Source organism: Mucilaginibacter sp. P4_C11 (genome assembly GCF_056402115.1).
In genome coordinates, this window is the sequence record NZ_JBFUIA010000007.1 from 70,812 (window position 1) to 92,672 (window position 21,861).

At 44.1% G+C, this 21,861-nt stretch carries 14 protein-coding genes; 6 read left to right on the forward strand and 8 right to left on the reverse strand.

Annotation, left to right across the window (positions count from 1 at the left end; all coding sequences use genetic code 11):
• Nucleotides 1–7: 7 nt before the first annotated feature.
• From AC1DU2_RS08360 to AC1DU2_RS08395, 8 genes are all read right to left on the reverse strand, one after another.
• On the reverse strand, nucleotides 8–1,024 hold the full coding sequence (locus AC1DU2_RS08360) for a 5-oxoprolinase subunit C family protein (protein WP_477383703.1): 1,017 nt from the start codon (nucleotides 1,022–1,024) through the stop codon (nucleotides 8–10).
• A 5-nt stretch (nucleotides 1,025–1,029) separates the two neighbouring features.
• A complete protein-coding gene (gene pxpB, locus AC1DU2_RS08365) occupies nucleotides 1,030–1,746 on the reverse strand; it encodes a 5-oxoprolinase subunit PxpB (RefSeq protein ID WP_477383704.1) in 717 nt (238 codons plus the stop codon).
• Between the two features lie 345 nt (nucleotides 1,747–2,091).
• On the reverse strand, nucleotides 2,092–3,807 hold the full coding sequence (locus tag AC1DU2_RS08370) for a hypothetical protein (protein ID WP_477383705.1): 1,716 nt from the start codon (nucleotides 3,805–3,807) through the stop codon (nucleotides 2,092–2,094).
• Nucleotides 3,808–3,944: 137 nt separating this feature from the next.
• The gene (locus tag AC1DU2_RS08375) at nucleotides 3,945–4,535 is read right to left on the reverse strand and encodes an RNA polymerase sigma-70 factor (RefSeq protein ID WP_477359931.1); all 591 of its coding nucleotides are present in this window, start codon (nucleotides 4,533–4,535) and stop codon (nucleotides 3,945–3,947) included.
• Between the two features lie 179 nt (nucleotides 4,536–4,714).
• Nucleotides 4,715–7,252 (reverse strand): phosphocholine-specific phospholipase C, encoded by a 2,538-nt coding sequence (locus AC1DU2_RS08380; RefSeq protein ID WP_477383706.1) that lies wholly within the window; start codon nucleotides 7,250–7,252, stop codon nucleotides 4,715–4,717.
• A gap of 57 nt (nucleotides 7,253–7,309) precedes the next feature.
• Entirely contained in the window at nucleotides 7,310–8,434 is a 1,125-nt protein-coding gene (locus AC1DU2_RS08385) for a TIGR03364 family FAD-dependent oxidoreductase (RefSeq protein ID WP_477359927.1), read from the reverse strand.
• A gap of 15 nt (nucleotides 8,435–8,449) precedes the next feature.
• On the reverse strand, nucleotides 8,450–9,784 hold the full coding sequence (locus AC1DU2_RS08390) for a DUF5690 family protein (protein WP_477383707.1): 1,335 nt from the start codon (nucleotides 9,782–9,784) through the stop codon (nucleotides 8,450–8,452).
• Between the two features lie 215 nt (nucleotides 9,785–9,999).
• Nucleotides 10,000–10,578, reverse strand: a complete 579-nt coding sequence (locus tag AC1DU2_RS08395) for a helix-turn-helix domain-containing protein (protein ID WP_477383708.1) — start codon at nucleotides 10,576–10,578, stop codon at nucleotides 10,000–10,002.
• A 268-nt stretch (nucleotides 10,579–10,846) separates the two neighbouring features.
• Here AC1DU2_RS08395 and AC1DU2_RS08400 point away from each other — a divergent pair, with 268 nt between their 5' ends.
• The 6 genes from AC1DU2_RS08400 to AC1DU2_RS08425 all read left to right on the forward strand — a co-directional run bounded on the left by AC1DU2_RS08400 (nucleotide 10,847) and on the right by AC1DU2_RS08425 (nucleotide 21,819).
• Nucleotides 10,847–11,431: a phosphonate degradation HD-domain oxygenase gene (locus tag AC1DU2_RS08400; RefSeq protein WP_477359921.1), complete on the forward strand. Its 585-nt coding sequence runs from the start codon at nucleotides 10,847–10,849 to the stop codon at nucleotides 11,429–11,431.
• 180 nt (nucleotides 11,432–11,611) lie between these two features.
• Nucleotides 11,612–14,908 carry a SusC/RagA family TonB-linked outer membrane protein gene (locus tag AC1DU2_RS08405; RefSeq protein ID WP_477383709.1) on the forward strand — a complete coding sequence of 1,099 codons (3,297 nt, stop codon included), beginning with the start codon at nucleotides 11,612–11,614 and terminating at the stop codon, nucleotides 14,906–14,908.
• Nucleotides 14,909–14,921: 13 nt separating this feature from the next.
• Nucleotides 14,922–16,496, forward strand: coding sequence for a SusD/RagB family nutrient-binding outer membrane lipoprotein (locus AC1DU2_RS08410; RefSeq protein ID WP_477359916.1), 1,575 nt, complete (start codon nucleotides 14,922–14,924; stop codon nucleotides 16,494–16,496).
• Between the two features lie 72 nt (nucleotides 16,497–16,568).
• A complete protein-coding gene (locus AC1DU2_RS08415) occupies nucleotides 16,569–19,319 on the forward strand; it encodes a bifunctional YncE family protein/alkaline phosphatase family protein (RefSeq protein ID WP_477383710.1) in 2,751 nt (916 codons plus the stop codon).
• Nucleotides 19,320–19,380: 61 nt separating this feature from the next.
• Entirely contained in the window at nucleotides 19,381–20,196 is an 816-nt protein-coding gene (locus AC1DU2_RS08420; RefSeq protein ID WP_477383711.1) for a glycerophosphodiester phosphodiesterase family protein, read from the forward strand.
• A gap of 231 nt (nucleotides 20,197–20,427) precedes the next feature.
• Entirely contained in the window at nucleotides 20,428–21,819 is a 1,392-nt protein-coding gene (locus tag AC1DU2_RS08425) for a Gfo/Idh/MocA family protein (protein WP_477383712.1), read from the forward strand.
• Nucleotides 21,820–21,861 lie beyond the last annotated feature (42 nt).

Sequence of the window (21,861 nt, forward strand, 5' to 3'; positions counted from 1 at the left end):
TATTATTTTATAAAAATTTGCATTGCACAGCAACGGTTAGCTGTCGCAATTGTTGTTCACGTTCAATATACAGCATTTCTGCTTCACGCCGGCTTATCTCTTTAAAAAAAATGGAGTCGCCTGGTTTAAGCTGGGCGCATAAGGGCATATCCACCGCCGCTACCTGTGCTATGCGTGGGTAGCCCCCGGTTGTTTGGCAATCGGCCATTAAAAGCACCATGCTGCCGCCCCCGGTAACCTGTATGGTGCCCGGCGTTACGGCGGTACTCAATAATTCGTCCTTTTTGATACGCGCTAAAACCGCCCCTTCCAAATGATACCCCATGCGGTTACTTTGCCGGCCGATGATGTACGGTGCCGACAAAAATCCGGCGATACTCCGCCCATTAAACCAGCCAAATTCGTTCCCCGGTACCACCCTTATCGTTTTGCAATCGGCCGGTAAATACACTTGCCGGGGAATGCTCCACCGGGGATAAGCGACTGTATGTTTTATTGCATTTTTTTGTACTTTTTGTTTCAGATTTTGCACGATTTGTTGTGCATTATTAGTTAAATTTTGTTCATTTATGAGCACATCACCACGTTTTAACAACCGGCCTTCCAACCCACCAAACCCGGCTACCAGGCAGGTACTTTTGCTTCCCAAAATTTCGGGCACATCCCAGCCCCCTGCAACGGCCAGGCAGGTGCGGCTGCCGGCCGGGTTATTTATCAATTTTATGGTGGCCCCCGATGGGATAAACAGAGGGCGCTCCGACGGTAATACTTGTTCGCCAGATTGAAAAATCGCGCCATCTCCAACATAAGCAATCAGCAGGTCGGTTTCGGCAATAAATTCTGCATCAGCATAGGTAAATTCAATTACCGCGGCATTATCGCCGTTTCCCACAGCCTTGTTGGCAATACGTGCCGATAACAGGTCCAGAGCGCCTGATACAGGTACCGCCTGCGAGAGATATTGGTGACGCCCCATATCCTGTATGGTGCTCATTAAGCCGGGTTTTAATACTTTGATCTGCATAATAATCACCTGGCTGCTAATCTGTTAAACTCTTTTTCATCGATAGGCTTAAAGATAACCGTATCCCCAGGCTTTAATAATGATGGCTGACTGCGGTCCAGGTCAAACAATTTCAAAGGTGTTTGACCGATGATTTGCCAGCCGCCAGGGGTGTCCAGTGGGTATACCCCCGTTTGCTGCCCGGCTATGCCAACCGCCCCGGCTGGCACCAACGGCCGGGGTGTTGCCCGTCGCGGTGTTGTCAATTGTTCATCGATTCCACCTAAATAAGCAAAACCTGGTACAAAACCTATCATATAAACTTTATAGGAGGCGGCACTGTGCAGCTTAATTACATCGTTGATAGTTAAGCTGTTAAAAGTGGCTACCTCGGCTAAATCAGAGCCAAACGTGCCACCGTAACATACTTCGATAGTCACTATATCCCCTTCGGCTGGCTTGGTCGTTGTCATTTGAAGGTTTAAATCGTTCAGGTAAGCCGATACTTTTTCAAAGCAGCCGATCCCCGGTAAATCAGATTTGATAACCAAAACAGGGTCGTAAAAAACGGTTAAAGTAGCATAAGCCGGCACCGTTGTGTTAAAACCGGGAAATGGTTTTTGATACAGCAATCGGTTTAAGCCATTAACCCTGTTTAACAAATTTTCGGCAATTTGTTGCCCAAACTCAACCGTAACGGCTACTTCACTTAAGTAATAAATTTTAAAGGCTCCGTTGGGCATGGTGTATTTAATTATAAAACAACTGAGCTTTATTTGGATAAATTTCGGTAATACCGCTTACAGTTGCAATTATACGCCGCAATTCCCTGAATTTTATAAACGACGATACAAGGCCATCTTAATTTCGCAGTGCTGCAGCAGTCTAAACAAATTGAACACAGAAAGAGAATTTCACCTTTCGGATTTGGAATTACGATAGAAATTTTGCAATTTGCTGGTCTTACTTGGGGCTGACATCCTGTCGGCCTCTTTGTGATAAGGTTTAGGTTTAAAGTCCCGGCGGCGAGCGCTTAGGGACTTTTATTTTTTCCAAAAAAACCAGCTCAAATGGAGTTATGGTGGATCCTAATTCATAAAAACCGAACCCGTTGGCACAACATCCGCATGCGAAAACGACCTGAGGAAACCAGCTTTATATTCGGCCAGGTTTTGCTTGTGATTTTGCGCTTTAATACTTTGGTACAACCCCAATAACGACCAGCCATTGCCAGGATTGCGCACCAGGTCTACCCGGTAAACTTCTTCGGCCCTTATATTATCATCGTTTTTTAAAAGATATGCACCCAAAAATTGCCGGGCAGGAATAGGCCATTGGGCGGGCTCGGAGTAAATCATGCGATCTTCCACCACTATAGCTTTATTAAGGCTGGCTATACCACTTTCGTATTTATTCTGTGTTAATAAAATCGCACCTTCCAATATATTTTCGGCTATAGTGGCGCCTTCAAATGGTGTATTAAAAGGGATGTCTCTTATTTTTAAAGCCGGGGCGTTAATATTATCGCGTATCAACTGGAGCTGCCTGTTTGCCGAATCGGGCTTGCCTGTGTAAATAAAAGCCAACCCCTTTGCAAAGCTATGGAGTATTTGCGCGTAGGTCCAACCCGCAGCCGGTGGGTTATTATTATTCAATATCTCGTTCCATTTACCCAGGCGTACCATTGTAAGTACCGGCATCATGTACAAATATTGGGTATAACTATCTGCTACGGTCGGTTTAATGCTGTTACGGCAACGCTGGGCAACTTCCATGGCCTTTTCATACATCCCCCCGCTAAAGGCGCAATACGTCTCGACGGCGTAAACATGCGGAACAGACTTTGCCAGGGGCATATTTTTCACCATCGAGGCATACAACGCCGAACTTTTAGCCGACTTTTCGTTGGCATCAACTCCCTGAAAATATAATCCATTGCGTTGATAAACGTGGCTGGCCATATGCACCATATGCGCTACCGCCGGAAAAATCCGCTTTAAAGCCTCGGCATTGGCAATCGCCACTTCGGGATTTTGGGATGCTTCTGTGAGGTGAATATAATAATGCAAAGCGGCCGGGTTATTAGGTTTTACTTTTAATACGCCTTTGCATAAATCCACCAGTTCGGGCGTCCATTCTTTTGCCAGTCCATCAGGGGTCCAAAAATCCCAGGGGTGTATCAGCATCATCGCATCTATGTACAGCATTTTCATATCCACATCTGTGGGATATGCAGATACCAGTTTCCGCATGCCTTGCGCATAAGCGTTTTCATCATGCGTTGTTTGATTTTTCACCAATGGATATCTTAAATTCATGACTTTGATAAGCGCTTTTTCTTTCTCAGACGCGTTACCGGCGGTTGTATTTAACTGCTTTAAAACGTCAGTCAGGCCCTGCGGCACTTTATAAAGATGAACCGCATTATAGTAAGGCCCCATAGTTAAAGCCTGCCCCCAATAAGTCATCGGCGAAGCCGGATCAAACCGGGCAGCTTCTTTAAATGATGCCAACGCCTCTTTCATATGGTAGCTATAATACATAGTTAAGCCCTGGTTAAAGTAAAACTGGGCGCTATCATTATGGGTTGATATGGCGTAGCTATAATCGCCCCATCCAGGCAGTTTTATTATATATTTTCCACTGGCTGCGGTATCAATGTTCTCAGCAGCAAATGATCCACAGGTAACCGGGTAGCTCTTTTTTATAATTTTTTTGCCGGGTGAATTATGCAGCTTGAACGCAAGCAAGCAGATCCCTGTTAAAATAGCAGGGAACACAAAAAAAAGCGATACCTTTTTCATTGTAGTTTTTTTAACAGACGTGAATTATAAACAGGTAACCGGTAAAGTTTGTAACTGGAGACCGATAACAAGCCGGGCTGCTATCGGTACTAACAAATTTAAATAATAGTTTTTAAATACGGTCGGATGAATAATCCCTATTGCATCATATACACCATTAACAGGGCAATAACTGATGGCAGGTAATCTGTTAAGCCTGTGCGCAGAAAGCGTAGGGCTATGGTTATTTGGTTTTCGACAGTTTTTATGGAGATATTTAGTCGCGAGGCTATCTCTTTATTGGAGAGGTATTCTTTACGGCTTAGCGTAAAAATCTGGCGGCATTTTTCGGGTAGCAGGGCCACATTGTTTTCCAGCAGCTGGCTGATGTCGCTCTGTAACAGCTTACTGTCTGCTGTATATTTTTCTATCAGTTCTTCCACAACTTCCAAATCAAGCGTGGCCTTTTTGGTACGGATGTAGTAGATAACCCGGTGACGAATAGCCACCTTCAGGTACGATTCGAGCGAGGTGATGTTAAGCTGGTGGCGTTTTGTCCATAGTGCAATAAACAACTCCTGAACCAGGTCTTCGCAAACATCGCGATCGCGAAAAAGGTTGTAAGCGGCGTGGAATAGCTTGGCCGAATATCTTTTGTACAGCAATTCAAATGCCTCACGGTCATCCAGCCTTAGTAAATCTAACAATTTACCATCGGGCCACATTTGATATTCCTCGCCTGGAAGCATAAATGGACTGTAAAACGGTTTCTGAATTGGATAGGCATAATTACAAGATTATTTTTAAATAAAAAATTCTTTTTTGTTTCAGGCAATTTCGCAGTAGCCAAAATTGAGTTACCCGCTAACAAAAAACCCGGCAACTTAACAAAGTTACCGGGCTAAAAATAAACGTACAAATGAAAGTTTTAAACCATTTTACCCATCAATGGATCGCTAAAGCTATGTTTACCGGTTTCTACCCGGCCGGCATATCTTTTTTCGAAAGCGTGCGACCCGGTTACTTTTACGCTGAAATCATACCATCCGTGGCTTTTGGACAGATCAAGCACTAACACATTTTGACCTTTTTTATTTACTACAACTTTATGGTTATTGGTTTTATAACCATGGTCGGTTACCTGCACACTGTAGGCCACATCGTGGCTTAAATTGGCTATTTTCAATGCGATGTTGGCTTGCTGATAATCGCAGGCCACATCCAGCAGCGGATCGGCCGCGTTGCCTTTGTATTCGCGATAGAAACCATTTGGTCCGTACACACGCAGATGGTACTCGCCATTTTCAAATTCGTGTAAAGGCCAAATATCTGCAAGGTTATCGCCAGCGGTTAGCGCGTATGCCCAGGTACGCAAAGGCTCCATTTTTTGCGGATCTTTAAAACTGGCATATTTGCCGGGCGCATACACATTGAACGGCGAACCCAAAGCTTTATCGCCAAACAACTGTTTGCTCGCATTAAATTTTATCCCGAATGATTTTTTGTCGGCACTCAATTTTCCATCAGCATATAACTGGTATGGCAGGGCCGATGATGGTTTAATACCTTTTTCCTGCTGCGGCATGTAAGGCGACGCCTGCGGAGTTTTGTTAATCAGCGCTATCTCTTCGGCAGTCAGCAACTTATAATCATTTGGCAGTTTTTTAAATTGCGCTTTATGGATGCCTTCTAAAAACACCTCCCTGGCTACAAATTCAGGATTGGGAATGGTTTCGCCATTGTACGGACGGAACGTGGTTGAAAGATCGCCACAAACCGTGCGGCGCCAGTTGCTTATGTTGGGTTCAACAACCTTTTTACCGGTTTTATGACTCAGGAATTTTTCTAAAAACTGCAGGGTTGATGTATGGTCAAAAACCTCCGAATTTACCCAGCCTCCCCTGCTCCAGGGTGATGCGATAACTAATGGCACACGGAAGCCAAGGCCGATAGGGCTTTCGCGATCAAAAACTTCGGGAAAGTTTTTTCTTGCTTTTTCCTGTTCGTAGGTTACAAACTCAACGCTGGTATCAATCCCTTCCGATACCTTTCCTTTTCCTGCTTTATGCGGATGCGGGGCTGTAAACGGCGGTACGTGGTCAAAATAGCCATCATTTTCATCGTAAGCCAAAACAAAAATAGTCTTTTTCCAAACCTCGGGGTTTTGTGTTAATATATCCATCACTTCGGATACATACCAGGCACCATACCAGGCCGAGCTGGGATGATCAGAAAAATGTTCGGGTGCCGATAACCACGAAACAGTGGGCAAATGGCCGCCTTTTACATCTTCCCTAAACTGGTGTAATACATCGCCCTTAGGCACCAGTACCTCGCGCTCGGTTCCATTATCATTATATTTTAACGGGCTTAGTGTACGGTAATGCTCATCGTTGGTATTGGTTACAAAACCTTTCTCGTGAAGGTTTTTTTCGCGTTGCGATAATGTGGCAAACTTACCCGGATTAAGGCTGGCCATGTCCTTCTTAACACTCTCCAGGTCCCGGCGCTTTTGTTTAAGTTGTTTCTTAAGGTGATCGATATGTGCATCGCCCACTGGTAGCGCAGCAATTTGCTTTTCAATCGCATCTATCTCCCCTGGTAAATCTGTCGATTGCTTTTGCAGATGGGTGATGTGCCTTTCATACAATTTAATATTGTACTGCCCAAAAAATTCCAGCGGGTTATCCTGGAAGTTGGATAACCAGGGATCTTCCTCGCCAACCAAACCAGTATCTATGGCAATCTCGTTTTGGTAATGTTTCCAGGAGATGTCATGATCTTCCAAACGCTCAGGGAACGTGCCCCAGTTCAGCGTGCCATAATCCATATCATCATTCCAAACGTGCGCCAGGGAATTTTCATGCTGCTCGGCGCGGATGGTGCCCGTAAAAAAGAAAAGCCTGTTGGGATTGGTACCCGTTAAGGCCGAACAAAAATTCTGGTCGCAAACGGTAAAAGCATCTGCAAGGGCATAGTAAAAAGGAATATCCTCACGATTGTGGAAACCCATGGTTAATGGCATGTCCGAATATTCTTTGATACTGTTGCGTTTAACATTCAGCCATTGATCAAACTTACCATCGTTGCGGGCATTTACCTGGTTGGCCCAGGAATGCGGCAACGAACTCATCCACGTGGCTTTTGTATTTTTAATATCAAGGTGAAACGGCGCATAAGTTTCGCCTTTATGGTTTGATTGCAGCCAAACCTTGTTGTTATTAGGCAAATCAATAGCTCTTGGATCATTGTAGCCACGTACACCTTTAAGCGTACCGTAAGTATGATCGAACGAGCGGTTTTCCTGCATCAGGATCACGATGTGTTCGGCATCAAGATATGTACTGCCCGGCTCAGGGTTAATGGCCATAGCCTTTTGAATAGATTCGGGCAAAAGGCTTGTTAATCCGGCTGCCCCGGTTAGCAAAGCCGCTTTTTTAAGAAAATCCCGTCTTGAATCGAGCATAATTATTAGGTTATAAGTTATATTTGTTACGTTATACGTGAAAGCTTTTTAAGAAAACTATGATTTGGCTGCTATCACCTGCTCGCATAGCCCTAATGAAAGGGTCATCCCGTTGCCGCCAAGGCCATTAATTATAGTTACGCCCGGCTCCACATCAACAATAAGTTCGGTTGCACCATTGGTCATTTTCGGCAGTATTCCATGCCATGATTGCAGCAATTGCCAGTCCTTAAAATTAGCAAAGGTATGTAAGTAACCTGTTATCATTTCATTAATAAACGCCTTATCAAATGGGTCATGTACCAGGCCATATTCGTGCGAATCGCCGATGGTTAGTTCGCCACTGCCGTTTTGGGAAGCCATTACATGGATGCCCCATTTCAGATGTGTAGCATATTGTTCCTGGTAACGCGCGCGCAAAGCTGGCAACGAAGCAGCAACCTGGAAACCTGGATAATGGATCATAGATAGCCCACCACAAAGCGATGGCCCAATGCGCCAGCCATCAGGCTGGCTCACCAGCCGCATCATTTGCAGCTTGCATTTGGTAATAGCTGTTTGAGCAAATAATTCGGGGTAAAGCGTTTCAAAATCGGCACCACTGCAAACGTAAATTTCGTCGGCCTCCCAGGTACTTTTTCCCGAATATACTCTTGGATGCTCAATACGGCTGATAGCGGTATTCCAATGGAATTCAACGCCATATTTATCGGCCAGGTATGCCGCCACCTGCCCAACAGCCTCGCGCGATTCGATGATCATTTCTTCGCCGCTCCATAACGCGCCTTTTAAACCATTGGTATTAATGGCCGGCGATTTTACAAATGCCTCGCCAGGGCTAATCAATGCGCAATCACGATGGGCCTGGTTGGCTTCTACGTATTCCCGTATCACCTGTAGCTCATCATCATGGTAAGCCAGGTGCAGGGAGCCAACTTCATCATGCCATATTTTAGCCTCGGTGCAAATAGTTTTCCAAATGCTGCGCGATAGCATGGCCCGCTCATACATAGGGCCGGTAGCCTGCCCTATGGGCCATATCATCCCAAAATTGCGGATAGATGCACCAACCGCGCGCTCATTACGTTCAAATACAGTTACTTTATACCCACGCAAAGCCAGTGCCCGCGAAGTAGCCAGGCCAACTATGCCCGCGCCTATTACTATTGCATTTTTGTTCATTGGTTCAATGGTTCATTAGTTCGTTGGTCCTGTCACCAGGTCACCGCTTTCATTTTGAATTTTTACTTTTGAATTTTGACTTAATTTGGCGCTTTGTAAAAAATACAACAGCGATAATACACCACATATGCCGCCTACTACAGCCACTATCATTACGCCTTCTTTAAAAAAAGCACCCCAACTGATGGTGGGCCGGCCAAGTTCTTTTATAAATAAGATACTTACACTACCCAGGTAGCCCATCGAATCGGCTATGTACATAATGAAGCCTACATTGCTGCGGTAATTAAAGGTGGCTATCATCCTATCGAAAAAGATGGCATTATAGGGTACATAGCCCATGTAAAGGCCAAGGCCGGCCATGGTCATCCAGGTTACAGGGCCTATTACTTTAAGCGAGAAAAGTAAAGTGGCACCACCTACCAATACGCATCCGCCTATTATAAACAGGTGAATGATGCTAAACGCCCTTAAATTCTTTTTAACCAATATCAGTAAGCTAATACCTACAAGTACAATCACCGAGATTATAGAATCAATTCCTGTATAAATACTGTTGCTTTTTATACCAAGATCGGTCCATATTTCCACCTCAAAATTATCGCGTACATCGCGCATAATGGTCAGCAATACATAAATGATAATGGTGAGGATAATGCCGGGCAAAAAGCGCATCAAAAAAGCTTTACGTTCGGCAGCATTCATTGGGCTGCGCTCGGCCCGCAGGCTGATATCTTCCGGCGTGGGTGCGGGCATTAACTCCATAAAAAAAACAAACAATAACAGGGGCAAAACAAATATAGCTCCCGTTAAAAAAGGCATGTGAAATTCGTTTACATGAAATACAGTAAGCAGTGTGCGCCCCACCGTTTTTACAAAACCCGATGCAAATATGAGGCTGATAGATAATACAGCTGCCATAAACTCGGTAGACCGGCGGCCTTCCAGGTATCCGAAAACAAGTCCCCATATCAACCCCAGGGGGAAACCATTAATAAAAAGGAAAACAATATTCCATGGCGCAGGCACAAAAGCAAAGCAAAGCAATGCCGCCCAGGCTATACCAATTAATGTTAATATGTACCGGCCCCTGTTTTTGGCATTTACCTCGGCAATAAACCTGATACCATAAAATTTACTGAAAGTATAACCCACTACCTGCGCTATAACCAACCAAACCTTATAATCAATATGTAGGTACTGCTGCCCGGTAAAAGTACCTGCAGCAAAGGCTTTGCGGAACGCATACATAGAGGTATACAAGCCAAAAGCCGAAACCGCTGCCACTGCCGATAGCAGCGAATAAGGCCATTTGGCTACCCTGGCTCTTAACTGTTCTATTAACACCATGCCTGCTTATTGATTAATTGGATTACAAATTCAAATGTTTAGCAATACTAAACTTATTTCATTAATGACAAACTAAGTTTATGTTAAGGTTTGGTTAATGTTGGGATTGGTGAATGGTTGATTAAGTTGATTAGGTGAATGGTTAAAAAAGCACGCACTGTTAACATCCGCCAATTAACTCAATCAACCACTCACTTAATCAACCACTCACCAACTCACTTCTTTTCCTCAAAAAAATAAACAACCAGCATGCTTGCAGTTGTACTGCCCGGATTTTTAGGCGTGTGCGGTAAGCGGCCGTCAAACAGCATCGAATCACCCTGTTTTAACAGTACCTTATAGTCGTCAAAATGATACTCCACATCGCCACTTAAAATATACTTGTATTCAAAAGCTTCGGTGGTAACCATTGGCCGCGATGAACCGGGCATAAGGTCAAGCACCACGATATCAACTGTTGACCGGCCAATGGATTGTGTAAATATCCTATGGTAATGAAAGCCCGATGCATGCTCCTTTTCAAAATGCTCATACTCGTCTTTACGTTTAATAAGTACCGGGAAATAATTACTTTTCGACCGTATATCTTTAAAAAAATCGTTCATATCAATCTCAAGCGCCTTAATAATATCTATTAATACAATAAGCGATGGTATGGTACGGCTATTTTCAATTTGCGATATCAGACCTTTGCTTACGTTGGCGCGTATGGCCAGTTCCTGCACGGTGATATTTTTTTCGCGTCGGCGTTCCTTTATCCGGTTACTGATTTGTATCAGTATATCTTGTTCCATTTTGTTTAGTATTGGTAAACACTCGCAAAGTAAAAAAAATTGTTAAGCCCCCCAACCCCCTGAAGGGGGAGCTTTTGAATTGCATGGAGCTTTGCCTACATTATTATAATAAACTTGACTGTTCAATTTTTGGTATCTTATACATAAAACAGATAAAAAAACGTATCAATCAAAATGTTCCCCCTTCAGGGGGTTAGCGGGATTTTTCACAAACATTTAATAATATAGTAACCTCAATCGGCTTAATTTGCAATAAAAACCTAACAACATGACATATTCTGCATATAACCCCCAGGCAGTGGTGAAAGAAGTATTTTCTCTTTATGAAAAATATGGCGACGAAGATTATATAGGCGAACCCGTTTCGCAACTGGAGCACATGTCGCAGGCTGCTGCCCTGGCTAAAGCCGAGGGATTCGACGACGAAGTAATACTGGCCGCTTTTTTTCATGACATTGGCCATTTATGTGCAGAAGCCGGCGAAGCTGAAAGTATGGACGGCATGGGCAATGTTGATCATGAACAAATTGGCGCCGATTTTTTACTGGAGCGTGGTTTTTCCGAAAGAGTTGCTGCCCTGGTACAAGGACACGTAATTGCCAAAAGATACCTCACCTTTAAATACCCTGAATACTATAACCGATTGTCGGACGCCAGCAAAGCTACCCTTAATTTCCAGGGCGGCGTAATGACTGCTGATGAGGCCGCCGACTTCGAACTAAACCCTGACGCTGAACTGATTGTAAGACTCAGATACTGGGACGATATGGCCAAAGAAATGAATACGCCCGTTGACAACATCGACTATTTGAAAGGCATTGCACTTACTCATTTACAACAGGTTAACCCTTAATGGCGGTGTGTTAATTTTCTATAAAGGGTATGTGATATTTTCGTTACAAAAACTACCTGCTTAACACAGGGTAAACAAAAGCTTAAGTATAGTTTAATACTAAATTGGTTTACTAATAATAAACAAAGTTTAGCATTGCTGTATGAAAAAAGCAAATGTTTCACCCTTAAATTTTAGCAGATGAATAAGTTTTACCAGAGATTAAAAACCGTTATTACGGTTTTGTTATTTTGTATTGCGCCATCTATATTATTAGCTCAAAGCAAAATAAGCGGTACAGTTACCGACGAGAACCACTTACCAGTACCCGGCGTGAGTGTACGCATTAAAGAACAAAACAAAGGTACGGTTACCGATATTGAGGGCCGTTACATCATTACAGCAAGCCAGGGACAAACATTATCATTTTCGTTTATCGGTTACACTACACAATCTGTTGTGGTTGCCGATAAACTGATCATAAATGTGAGTCTTACCGGCGATTCCAAAACTTTGAACGAAGTAGTTGTTACCGCTCTTGGTGTAAAAAAAGAAACCAGGCGCGTAGGTTATGCCGTTCAAACTGTGCAGGGTGATGCCTTGACTACAGCCCGCGACCCTAACCCTATTGCGGGCCTGATTGGTAAAGTAGCTGGTGTATCGGTAGGCCCGTCTGCCGAGCTATTGGGCAATCCTAATGTGTTAATTCGTGGTAACCAAGTGTCATTATATGTTGTTGATGGTTTCCCTATCAACACAGACACCTATAATATCAGCCCGGATGATATTGAAACCTATACTGTATTGAAAGGCCCTGCCGCTGCAGCGCTTTACGGTAGCCGCGCACAATATGGCGCTATCCTGATCACCACCAAAAAAGGCGATAAAAACAAAAAAGGCTTAACGGTTGATATCAACAGCAGTACCGTATTAAACTCGGGCTTCCTGGCTTTCCCTCGTACACAAAACACATTCGGACCTGGTGAAAACACCTTTTACGAGTTTGTTGACGGTAAAGGTGGTGCACCAGGCGGCGTAGATGGTGACTATGATGTTTGGGGTCCTTATTTTAACGGCCAGTTAATTCCGCAATACGATAGCCCTGTTGTTAATGGTGTACGCCAGGGCACCCCATGGATAGCCCGTGGTAAGAATAACCTGAAAAACTTTTTAAAAGTAGGTTCGCAAACAAATAATAACGTTGCATTAGGCGTTGTAGGCGATAACTACACAACTCGTTTTTCTGTTTCACAACAACACCAAACCAGCTATATTCCTTCACAGTATCTGAATATAGCCAATGCCAACCTATACGCTTCATTTACGCCAACTCCAAAATTGACGTTTGAAGGTAATATCGACTTCAACAGGCAATCAACCGATAATTTCCCTGATGTTCAATACGGTCCCAACAGTATCATTTACAATATCTCTGTATGGACCGGTGCCGATTGGGATGTTAACGCACCTGACATTAAAGCTATATGGCAGCCAGGTAAAACAGGTGTTCAATCACAATTTGCCGAGTATCAGCGCTATCATAATCCATATTTGTTAACCCAAAAATGGACCCGTGGTCATTACAAAAATGACACTTACGGTTATTTGGGCGGTACTTACAAATTTAACGACAACCTGAACTTAAGGTTACGCTCGCAAATTGATACGTATAACATTTTACGTACCGAAGACCTTCCATTCTCTGCTCACCCTTATGGCCGTGAAGGTAACCAGGGCGACTACCGCGAAGATCGCCGTGATTTGTTTGATAACAACACCGAGTTAATTTTGAACTATAACTATACCATTAAGAATTTCTTAAATCTTTCGGGCTTAGTAGGTTCAAACTTACGTACCATGTCGTACAATTCAAGCTGGGTATCAACAGATTATTTGAACGTACCTGAGGTTTACGCTTTCAGCAACTCAAAAAATCCTATACAGGCTACAAGTTTCCAATCATCCGAGCGTGTATTTAGCTACTACGCTTCGTTAGATATGTCGTTTGGAAAATATGCCACGTTATCGGCAACTTACCGTAGCGATCATACCAGCGCATTCCAGGTGCCAACCACTTACACTTATCCAAGTGTATCGGTAGCCACTGTAGTTTCAGATTACATCCCGTTGCCAAGTGTAATTTCTTTCCTGAAATTACGCGGATCATACGCAAACGTTAAGGCTGATGCATCAAGCTCGACAATTGGCCCTGCCCCTTTCAGCTCTATTACCGCTTTTGGTGGCAGCACAGGTGCTTCGTTGTTTAACAACCCGCTGGGTTATGGCTCTACTTATACCTCGCCATATAACGGTCCGGATTATTCATTGAATACATCTTTCCAAACCAACAAGCCTTACAACAGCCAAACAGCAGGCTATGCAACAGATTACCTGTATGCCAACAACATCAAAACATCTACCCGTGTAAACTACGAAGAAGGTTTTGATATTAAATTCCTGCAAAACCGTTTAGGTTTTAGCGCCAGCGCGTTCCAATACATTGACGGACCGAGGATTTTCCCAAGTTCAATTTCAACAGCAACTGGTTATACTACGCTGTATTTAAATACCTTAAAAACCAAGCGCTCAGGTTACGAGGGATCATTAGAGGGTACTCCAGTTAAAAACATGGGTGGCTTTACATGGAATGTATTGGTGAATATTGCAACCAATAAAGAAGTTTACAAAGAATTGCCTCCGGGTCAGGATGGTTCCTATCAAGGTTATTACAAAGTTGGCGACCGTACCGATGTATTGCGGGGCAGCAAATTTTTAAGAACTAAAGAAGGCCAGATCATTAATGACGAAGCCGGTAAGCCAAGATCAGTAGGTGGCCAGGTATTGGGCAACATGAATGCCAAATACAACTGGAGTATTGCCAACAAAGTCCGTTACAAAAACTTTAGCATGGGCTTCCAGTTTGATGGTGGTGTTGGTGGTGTTATCATTGATTATATGCACAATAAAACCATGCGTGGTGGTGCTAATATCGAAACCGCAACAGGCGCTTTAGGTGATGCACGTTACCAGGATTGGAAAAACTTTGGTGTAGCGGGTTACAACGGTACCTATGTAGGGCCAGGTGTATATGTATCAAACCTTGGTACCGATGGCAAACCTGTTCCTATCAATCTTGATTCAAAAACCGGCGCCATCCTTAACTACAGCGCGTTACAGTTTTCTGGTAACAAACAAAAGGCGTTGGTACAGGATTACGTGAGTAAATATTACAACGTGGATGAGTCAAACCTGATGGATAAAACTTTCACCAAACTACGCGAAGTAACTTTTAGCTACGATTTCCCTAAAGCATGGCTGCAAAAAAGCTTTATCCAGAAGATCTCTGCATCGCTTTACGGTCGCAACCTGTTGTATTTCTACAAAGACAAACGCTTTAAGGATGTGGATCTTGACCAATACAACGGAGCCCAGGCTCAAACTGTATTGCAATCGCCAACTGTACGCAGCTACGGCTTCAACTTAAATTTATCATTCTAAACTGCAGATGAATATGAAAAAGATATTTAAAATTTACCTACTGCCGGTATTCATGATACTGACAGTAACCAGCTGTAAAAAGAGTTTCCAGGAATTAACGGTTAATCAAAACGTACCCAACTCGGTGCCTGCTTCGCTCCTTTTAAACGGTATATTAAACAACATTGCCGAATTTCCGGATGGTTCAAAGGAAATTTACGGCCAGTACTACATTTACAATTACGATTATTATGGTAACAACCGTTATGATTTTGGTAGCGGCGATAATTACTATACTACGCTAAAAAACGTTGTAGCAATGGAAGATCAGGCTGTTAAGGCCGGTGCCCCGGCTGTTAACCCATACAGCGCTTTGGGCAAATTCTTCAGGGCTTACCTTTTTAGCAAAATGAGCATGGAAGAAGGTGATATCCCGATGACCCAGGCTTTACAGGGCGAAAAAAACCTTACCCCTGCTTATGATACGCAAAAGGCCGTAATGACACAGTCATTAGCGTGGTTAGAAAGTGCGAATACCGATATGAACGCACTGATTGCATCAGGCAACACCACCTTTGCTGGTGATATTTACCTGGGCAATAGCCTTGCCGCATGGCAAAAAGTAGTAAACTCATTCAGGATAAGGTTATTGGTACAACTAAGTAAAAAAGCCGGCGATATTGATGTTGCAAGCCAGTTTGCTACAGTTGTTGGCAACCCAACCAAATATCCTGTAATGACCAGCGCTGCGGATAACATGCAATACACTTTTTTAGTGCCTACCAATTACTATCCGCAAACACCTGATAATTTTGGTCAAAACGGATCAAGACAAAACACTTCGGCTACTTATATTGGTTTATTAACAAATTTAAAAGACCCGCGCGTTTATGTAACCGCCGAACCTGCCCGTTATAACGTTGATAACCTGCACCAAAGCCCTACGGCGTTTTCATCGTTCATTGGTGCCGACCCAGGATTGGATTTAGGCGACATGTATAATAATGCCGGTTTGCAGAAATATTCATTCCTGAACCGTAAACGTTATTACTCTACTTTTACCGGCGAACCAAGCATCCAGGTTGGTTACCCAGAATTAATGTTTAACATTGCCGAAGGGATTAACCGCGGCTGGGCAACCGGTAACGCCGAAGATTATTACATCAAAGGTATCCAGGCATCTTTTGCTTATTACAGCATCCCAACGGGAACAGGTACTTTCACAGCATCTTTCTACCGTCCGGGATCAACAAGTACTGCAAACCCGGCAAATTATGACAACTATACTATTAATGTTGATTGGGCTACCTACTATGCACAGTCAGGCGTTAAGTATACCGCCGATGCTGCCGGACTTACCAAAATATTACAGCAAAAATACCTGGCGTTGTTCCGCCACTCAGGTTTAGAAGCCTACTACAACTACCGCCGTACCGGCGTGCCAACATTTACAACTGGTCCGGGTACAGGCAATAGCGGTCGTATAGCGTTGCGTTTCCAGTACCCGGGTTCCGAGCGTACTTCAAATGCAGTTAATTATAACAAAGCATTAGCCGATCAATATAGTGGCAACGACGACATTAACGGTAAAATGTACATTCTTAAATAAAAATTATTAACCTGAACTTTGCAAAGGCCCTCATCAAACGGGGGCCTTTGTTTGGTTAAAAACAATTTATCTATGCCAGTCAAAAAAAAGGTTCTTTTATCATTCGCTATCGGCATTGGGCTTATGCCAAGCGCCTTTGCCCAAAAACAGCAGGTAAACATTTTACAGGTGCCGGGGATTGATCAATACTGTAAAATAGATACTGCCGGCACTTCAGTTTTACCCAGTGGAAGATTGATAACGCCGGCCGGCCAAACCATTCGCATAACGCATGATCCTTTTGGCTTATCCATATCGCCCGATGGCAAAAAGGCGGTAACGCTGCACAACGGTGTTATCACCCTTATTGATATTGCCACTATGGGCGGCCAAAGGGTACCATCTTATGATAAAAAGATCGCTTCGCCTTTATCTAACGGTTCGTTTTTGGGTGTAGTCTTTTCGCCCGATTCAAAAACCTTGTACCTGAGTGGTGGAGATAATGGCGCCGTAATTGTATACGACGCCGAAAAGTTTATAAAAACCGATTCGCTATCATTAAATGGCCGCGTTGGCAATAAAGATTATGATGACAGCTTCACATCCGACCTGTTATTTAATGCCGATAAAAATGAGTTATTGGTACTGGATAGGGGAAACTTCCGCATGGTGCGGATTGATTTGGCAACAAAAAAAATAACTACATCAATCAATGTAGGCCGCCAGCCTTTTGGCCTGGCTTTAAGCCCTGACAAAAAAACTGCCTTTGTGGCCAACGTGGGTATGTATTCATACCCGCTAATAACAGGCGCTACCCCTAAAAATGCCGATTCGATCATGATCTCCCGACATCCTTATGGCGATAACACCAAAGAGTCACGCGAGGGAACTATTGTTGAAGGCCGAAAGATCCCCGGTGTTGGCAGCCCTTCATCACCCGAGGCCATGAGTGTTTTCACTATCGACCTGGCCACCAACAAGGTGATCAATAAATTTAAAACCGGCCACCAGGTTGGCCAAATGCTGGAAGATGCCGAAGTAACAGGTGGGGCAAGCCCAAATTCAATAGCTGTTGGCAACCAGTATGCTTATGTTACCAATGCTACAAATGATAACATCACCATTATCGATTACAAAAATCACAAACTGCTGGGCGATATCCCTATTAAAGTTGATACCCGTATTGATAAATTCCGCGGGCTGTTACCTTTCGGCATCAGTTTAAGTAAAGATGAAAAAACGCTTTACGTAGCGCTTTTAGGTTTTAACGCGGTTGCTGTTATTGATATCGCTACCCAAACCACCAAAGGCCTTATCCCAACCGGCTGGGGAACATCAAGGGTAAGGTTATCGGCCGATGAAAAAGAACTTTATATTACATCGTGCCGTGGTTACGGCGCCGGGCCCAACGGCGGCCATGGCTTTGTTGCCCCGCCGCAAGGTACCTATATCGGCGATATACAGTTAGGCACCTTTCAAAAAGTTGCCATGCCGGATAATGCCCAACTGGCCGGGTACACCAAACAAGTAATTAGCAATACTTTTATAAGTAAATCGGTTGATGTTGCTAGCAACAACCCATTACCTGTACTGCCAGGCGCATCGTCCACCCCTATCAAATACATTGTATACATTACCAAAGAAAACCGCACCTATGACGAAGTTTTAGGCCAGTTGCCCAACGCCAAAGGCGATAGTACCCTGGCCCGCTTCGGCGTGCATTGCGAGTATACTTTGCCCGATGCTACCCGGATGCAGTTTCCTAACCTGAATGTATCGCCAAACCATATAAAAGTAGCTACACAGTACGCTTTCAGTGATAATTACTATTGCGATAGTGATGCATCTATACACGGCCACCATTGGATGATGGGTGTTATCCCCAACGAATGGGTGGAAGCCAACTCCAATGTAAGCAAAACCGCTAAACTATTTTCAAACGCCCCCGGCCGCCGTTTTCCCGGTTCAACAGGCAGTATGGATCCCGAAGACTACGCCGAAACGGGTGGACTTTGGGAAGCGCTTGAGCGCAAGCATGTAGACTTTTACAATTTTGGCGAGGCTAACGAAACCGCTCACGTGCGCGAAGAATGGGAAGATACCAACACAGGTGCAGCCCATATTGTTATGGTGCCTATGCAAAAAGCGCTATACACACGCACCAGCCATAACTACGCCGGCTTTAACACCAACATTCCCGACCAATTCCGTGTAGAGCAGTTTAAAAGCGAGTTTACTAAAATGTGGATCACCGGTAAAAAGAAAATGCCTTCGCTGATAACCATGCAGGTACCTAACGACCACGGAGCAGATGTAAGGCCAAAAGACGGTTACCCGTACAGGCAATCGTACATGGCCGATAACGACCTGGCTGTGGGCCGCATGCTCGATTTTCTGTCGCATACCAAATACTGGAAAAACATGCTGGTTATTATTACCGAGGATGATCCGCAAGGCGGTGTAGATCATATAGATGCCCACCGCTCTATCCTGATGCTGGCTGGTCCGTATGTTAAAAAAGGCTATGTAAGCCACACACATGCCAATTTTGGTTCGATATTAAAAACCATTTATAACGTGTTGGATGTGCCCTATGTAAACCAGTACGATGTTACAGCATCGCTATTACAGGATTTTTTTACCGATAAGCCCGACTATACTCCATATACTTTTATACCAGGCGATACGCGCGTATTTGATACTAAAAAGGCAATGGCGCGTTACAGCAAAAACACCAACTGGCGCAAAATTAAAAAAGGTGTTGATATGGATGATGAAGACCGCGAGCGCAACGATCATTATAAGCAAAAAGGCAAAAAAACATCGGGCACAATAGTTAACTAAATCTTATTAGCCAAAAAGCCCGGTTTTAACCGGGCTTTATTATTTTACTAAACCAATAATCATGAATTTTTCGTTTATCACTATTATAGCCTTCATAGCAGGCCTAACTTCGTTTACGCCCAACCCGGCCCCAAAATCAAAACATAAATTTATTATAGCGGCCCACCGTGGAGACCATGTTATTTATCCCGAAAACACTTTAGCTGCGTATGAGGAAGCCATCAGGAACGAGGCTGACTATGTAGAGATTGACCTTCGCACCACCAAAGATGACGAACTGGTGAGCATGCACGACGGCACCATTAACCGCATGACCGATGGCAAAGGCAATGTTAAAGATTTTACCCTTAACGAACTGGAACAGCTAAAGGTAAAAAGCAAGGATACCACAGATAAAACCGTATACCGTATACCTACCTTTAAGCAGATACTTACAGTTTGTAAAAACAAAATCAATATTTACCTTGATTTTAAAGCTGCAGATCCGGAACAAGCCTACCAGATGATAAAACAATATGGTATGGAAAAACAAGTGCTGGTATACATTAACAGTGCAGCCCAGTTTACCGGCTGGCGCAAGGCCGCGCCAAAAATGCCCCTGATGCTGAGCATGCCCGATAGCGTTAAAACCGTGGCAGCAATGGAAAGTTTTATCAATAAATATCAGCCCGATATCCTGGACGGCTCATACAACCAATACAGCAACGATATGGTAGCCCTTGCAGCCAAATACAACATCCCGGCCTGGCCCGATATCCAAAGCGCAGGCGAGGGGCCAAACGATTGGAACAAAGCGTTAGAGAAAGGCCTAAAAGGCCTGCAAACAGATCATCCTGCCTTATTAGTAAAATTTTTGAAGGAGAAAGGGCTGAGGTAAAACATACCAAAGCCGATTGAAAAGCCCACCAAAAAAAACGGCAGCAAATACAAAAGCCTATTTGTTGCCGTTTTTTTATGACCGTCTGCTTTTCGGCACCCGCTACGAGAATTGAGGATTAAATAAATTTTGGTTGCATTTTAGTTTTGGTTTGCTAAATTGCCTCTTGCAAACCTATGTAACCGCGCCTTGCGGTTTATACCAATATTATTAAAAACTTAATTTATTACCATGTCAACCGACCGCAGAAAATTCATTAAGCACCTGGGTGCTTCCGTTTTGCTTACTTCGGCTACGCTTAATAGCCTGTCCGCCAAAGAAGAAAATGAACTCCGCATCCTGAGTGCCGAAAAGCGCGTGGGGCCGAATGATAAAATCCGGATTGCTACCATCGGCATGGGTATTATGGGTTTTGCCGATACCAAGGCCGCGCTAACTGTACCCGGTGTTGAGCTGGTGGCTTGTTGCGACCTTTACAAAGGCCGCCTTGACAGGGCTAAAGAACTTTATGGATCTACCCTGTTCACTACCGGCGATCATCGCGAAATATTGGCCCGCAAGGATATAGATGCCGTTATTGTAGCAACCAGCGATAACTGGCACAGCCAAATAGCCATTGATGCTATGCGCAGCGGCAAAGCCGTTTACAGCGAAAAGCCCATGGTACACCAGATAAGCCAGGGCCTTGCCGAGATTAAGGCGCAGCAGGAAACAAAAATGGTTTTACAGGTTGGCAGCCAGCGGGTAAGCAGCATCGCCTATAAAAAAGCAAAGGAGTTGTATGAAGCCGGCGCCATTGGCAAAATCAACTCTATCGAGGCATCATTTAACAGGCAAAGCGCGCTTGGGGCCTGGCAATACACTATTCCCTTTGATGCATCGCCGCAGACAGTAGATTGGGCAAGGTTCCAATCAAACGCCAAATTGAAATATGATTATGATAGCAAACGTTTTTTCAGGTGGCGTAATTACCGCGAGTATGGTACCGGGGTTGCCGGCGACCTTTTTGTTCACCTGCTAAGCGGCATACACTTTATAACCGGCTCCAAAGGTCCCGAAAGAATCTATTCAATCGGCGATCTGGCGTACTGGAAAGATGGCCGCAACGTGCCCGATGTAATGAGCGCAGTGATCCATTACGGCGAAACGAAAGAGCATCCCGCTTTCCAGGTAACGCTACGGGTAAACTTCATCAGCGGCGAGGGTGATCACAGCACCACCAAAATAGTAGGCTCGGAAGGCGTGATGGACCTGATGGGCGATGATAGCTTTTCTATCCGCAAAAACAAAATGCCGGTAGCTACGGGTATCGGAGGCTGGGATTCTTTATCAACTTTTACCGAAGCCCAGCAAAAAGCGTTAATGGACGATTATAATAAACGTTTTTCACAGGCAGACCAGCAGCAGCCCACGCTCCCTGGCGAAAGCTACCGCGCCCCGGAAGGGTACAATGCATCAAATGATCACTTTGCCAACTTCTTCGATTCAATACGTACAGGTAAACCAGTGGTAGAAGACGCCGTATTCGGTTTCAGGGCTGCAGCGCCCTGCCTGGCTTGTAACGATAGCTATTTTGAAAACAAGGTAATTAAGTGGAATGCGGAAGAGATGAAGATAGTGTAGCTATAATACCTACCATGAAATACTAAAATTGCATTTTAATAT

Excerpts from the sequence above, each read along its gene's own strand:
- AC1DU2_RS08360 (WP_477383703.1), bottom strand. The coding sequence starts at position 1,024 with ATGCAGATCAAAGTATTAAAACCCGGCTTAATGAGCACCATACAGGAT.
- pxpB (WP_477383704.1), bottom strand. The coding sequence starts at position 1,746 with ATGCCCAACGGAGCCTTTAAAATTTATTACTTAAGTGAAGTAGCCGTT.
- AC1DU2_RS08370 (WP_477383705.1), bottom strand. The coding sequence starts at position 3,807 with ATGAAAAAGGTATCGCTTTTTTTTGTGTTCCCTGCTATTTTAACAGGG.
- AC1DU2_RS08375 (WP_477359931.1), bottom strand. The coding sequence starts at position 4,535 with ATGCTTCCAGGCGAGGAATATCAAATGTGGCCCGATGGTAAATTGTTA.
- AC1DU2_RS08380 (WP_477383706.1), bottom strand. The coding sequence starts at position 7,252 with ATGCTCGATTCAAGACGGGATTTTCTTAAAAAAGCGGCTTTGCTAACC.
- AC1DU2_RS08385 (WP_477359927.1), bottom strand. The coding sequence starts at position 8,434 with ATGAACAAAAATGCAATAGTAATAGGCGCGGGCATAGTTGGCCTGGCT.
- AC1DU2_RS08390 (WP_477383707.1), bottom strand. The coding sequence starts at position 9,784 with ATGGTGTTAATAGAACAGTTAAGAGCCAGGGTAGCCAAATGGCCTTAT.
- AC1DU2_RS08395 (WP_477383708.1), bottom strand. The coding sequence starts at position 10,578 with ATGGAACAAGATATACTGATACAAATCAGTAACCGGATAAAGGAACGC.
- AC1DU2_RS08400 (WP_477359921.1), top strand. The coding sequence starts at position 10,847 with ATGACATATTCTGCATATAACCCCCAGGCAGTGGTGAAAGAAGTATTT.
- AC1DU2_RS08405 (WP_477383709.1), top strand. The coding sequence starts at position 11,612 with ATGAATAAGTTTTACCAGAGATTAAAAACCGTTATTACGGTTTTGTTA.
- AC1DU2_RS08410 (WP_477359916.1), top strand. The coding sequence starts at position 14,922 with ATGAAAAAGATATTTAAAATTTACCTACTGCCGGTATTCATGATACTG.
- AC1DU2_RS08415 (WP_477383710.1), top strand. The coding sequence starts at position 16,569 with ATGCCAGTCAAAAAAAAGGTTCTTTTATCATTCGCTATCGGCATTGGG.
- AC1DU2_RS08420 (WP_477383711.1), top strand. The coding sequence starts at position 19,381 with ATGAATTTTTCGTTTATCACTATTATAGCCTTCATAGCAGGCCTAACT.
- AC1DU2_RS08425 (WP_477383712.1), top strand. The coding sequence starts at position 20,428 with ATGTCAACCGACCGCAGAAAATTCATTAAGCACCTGGGTGCTTCCGTT.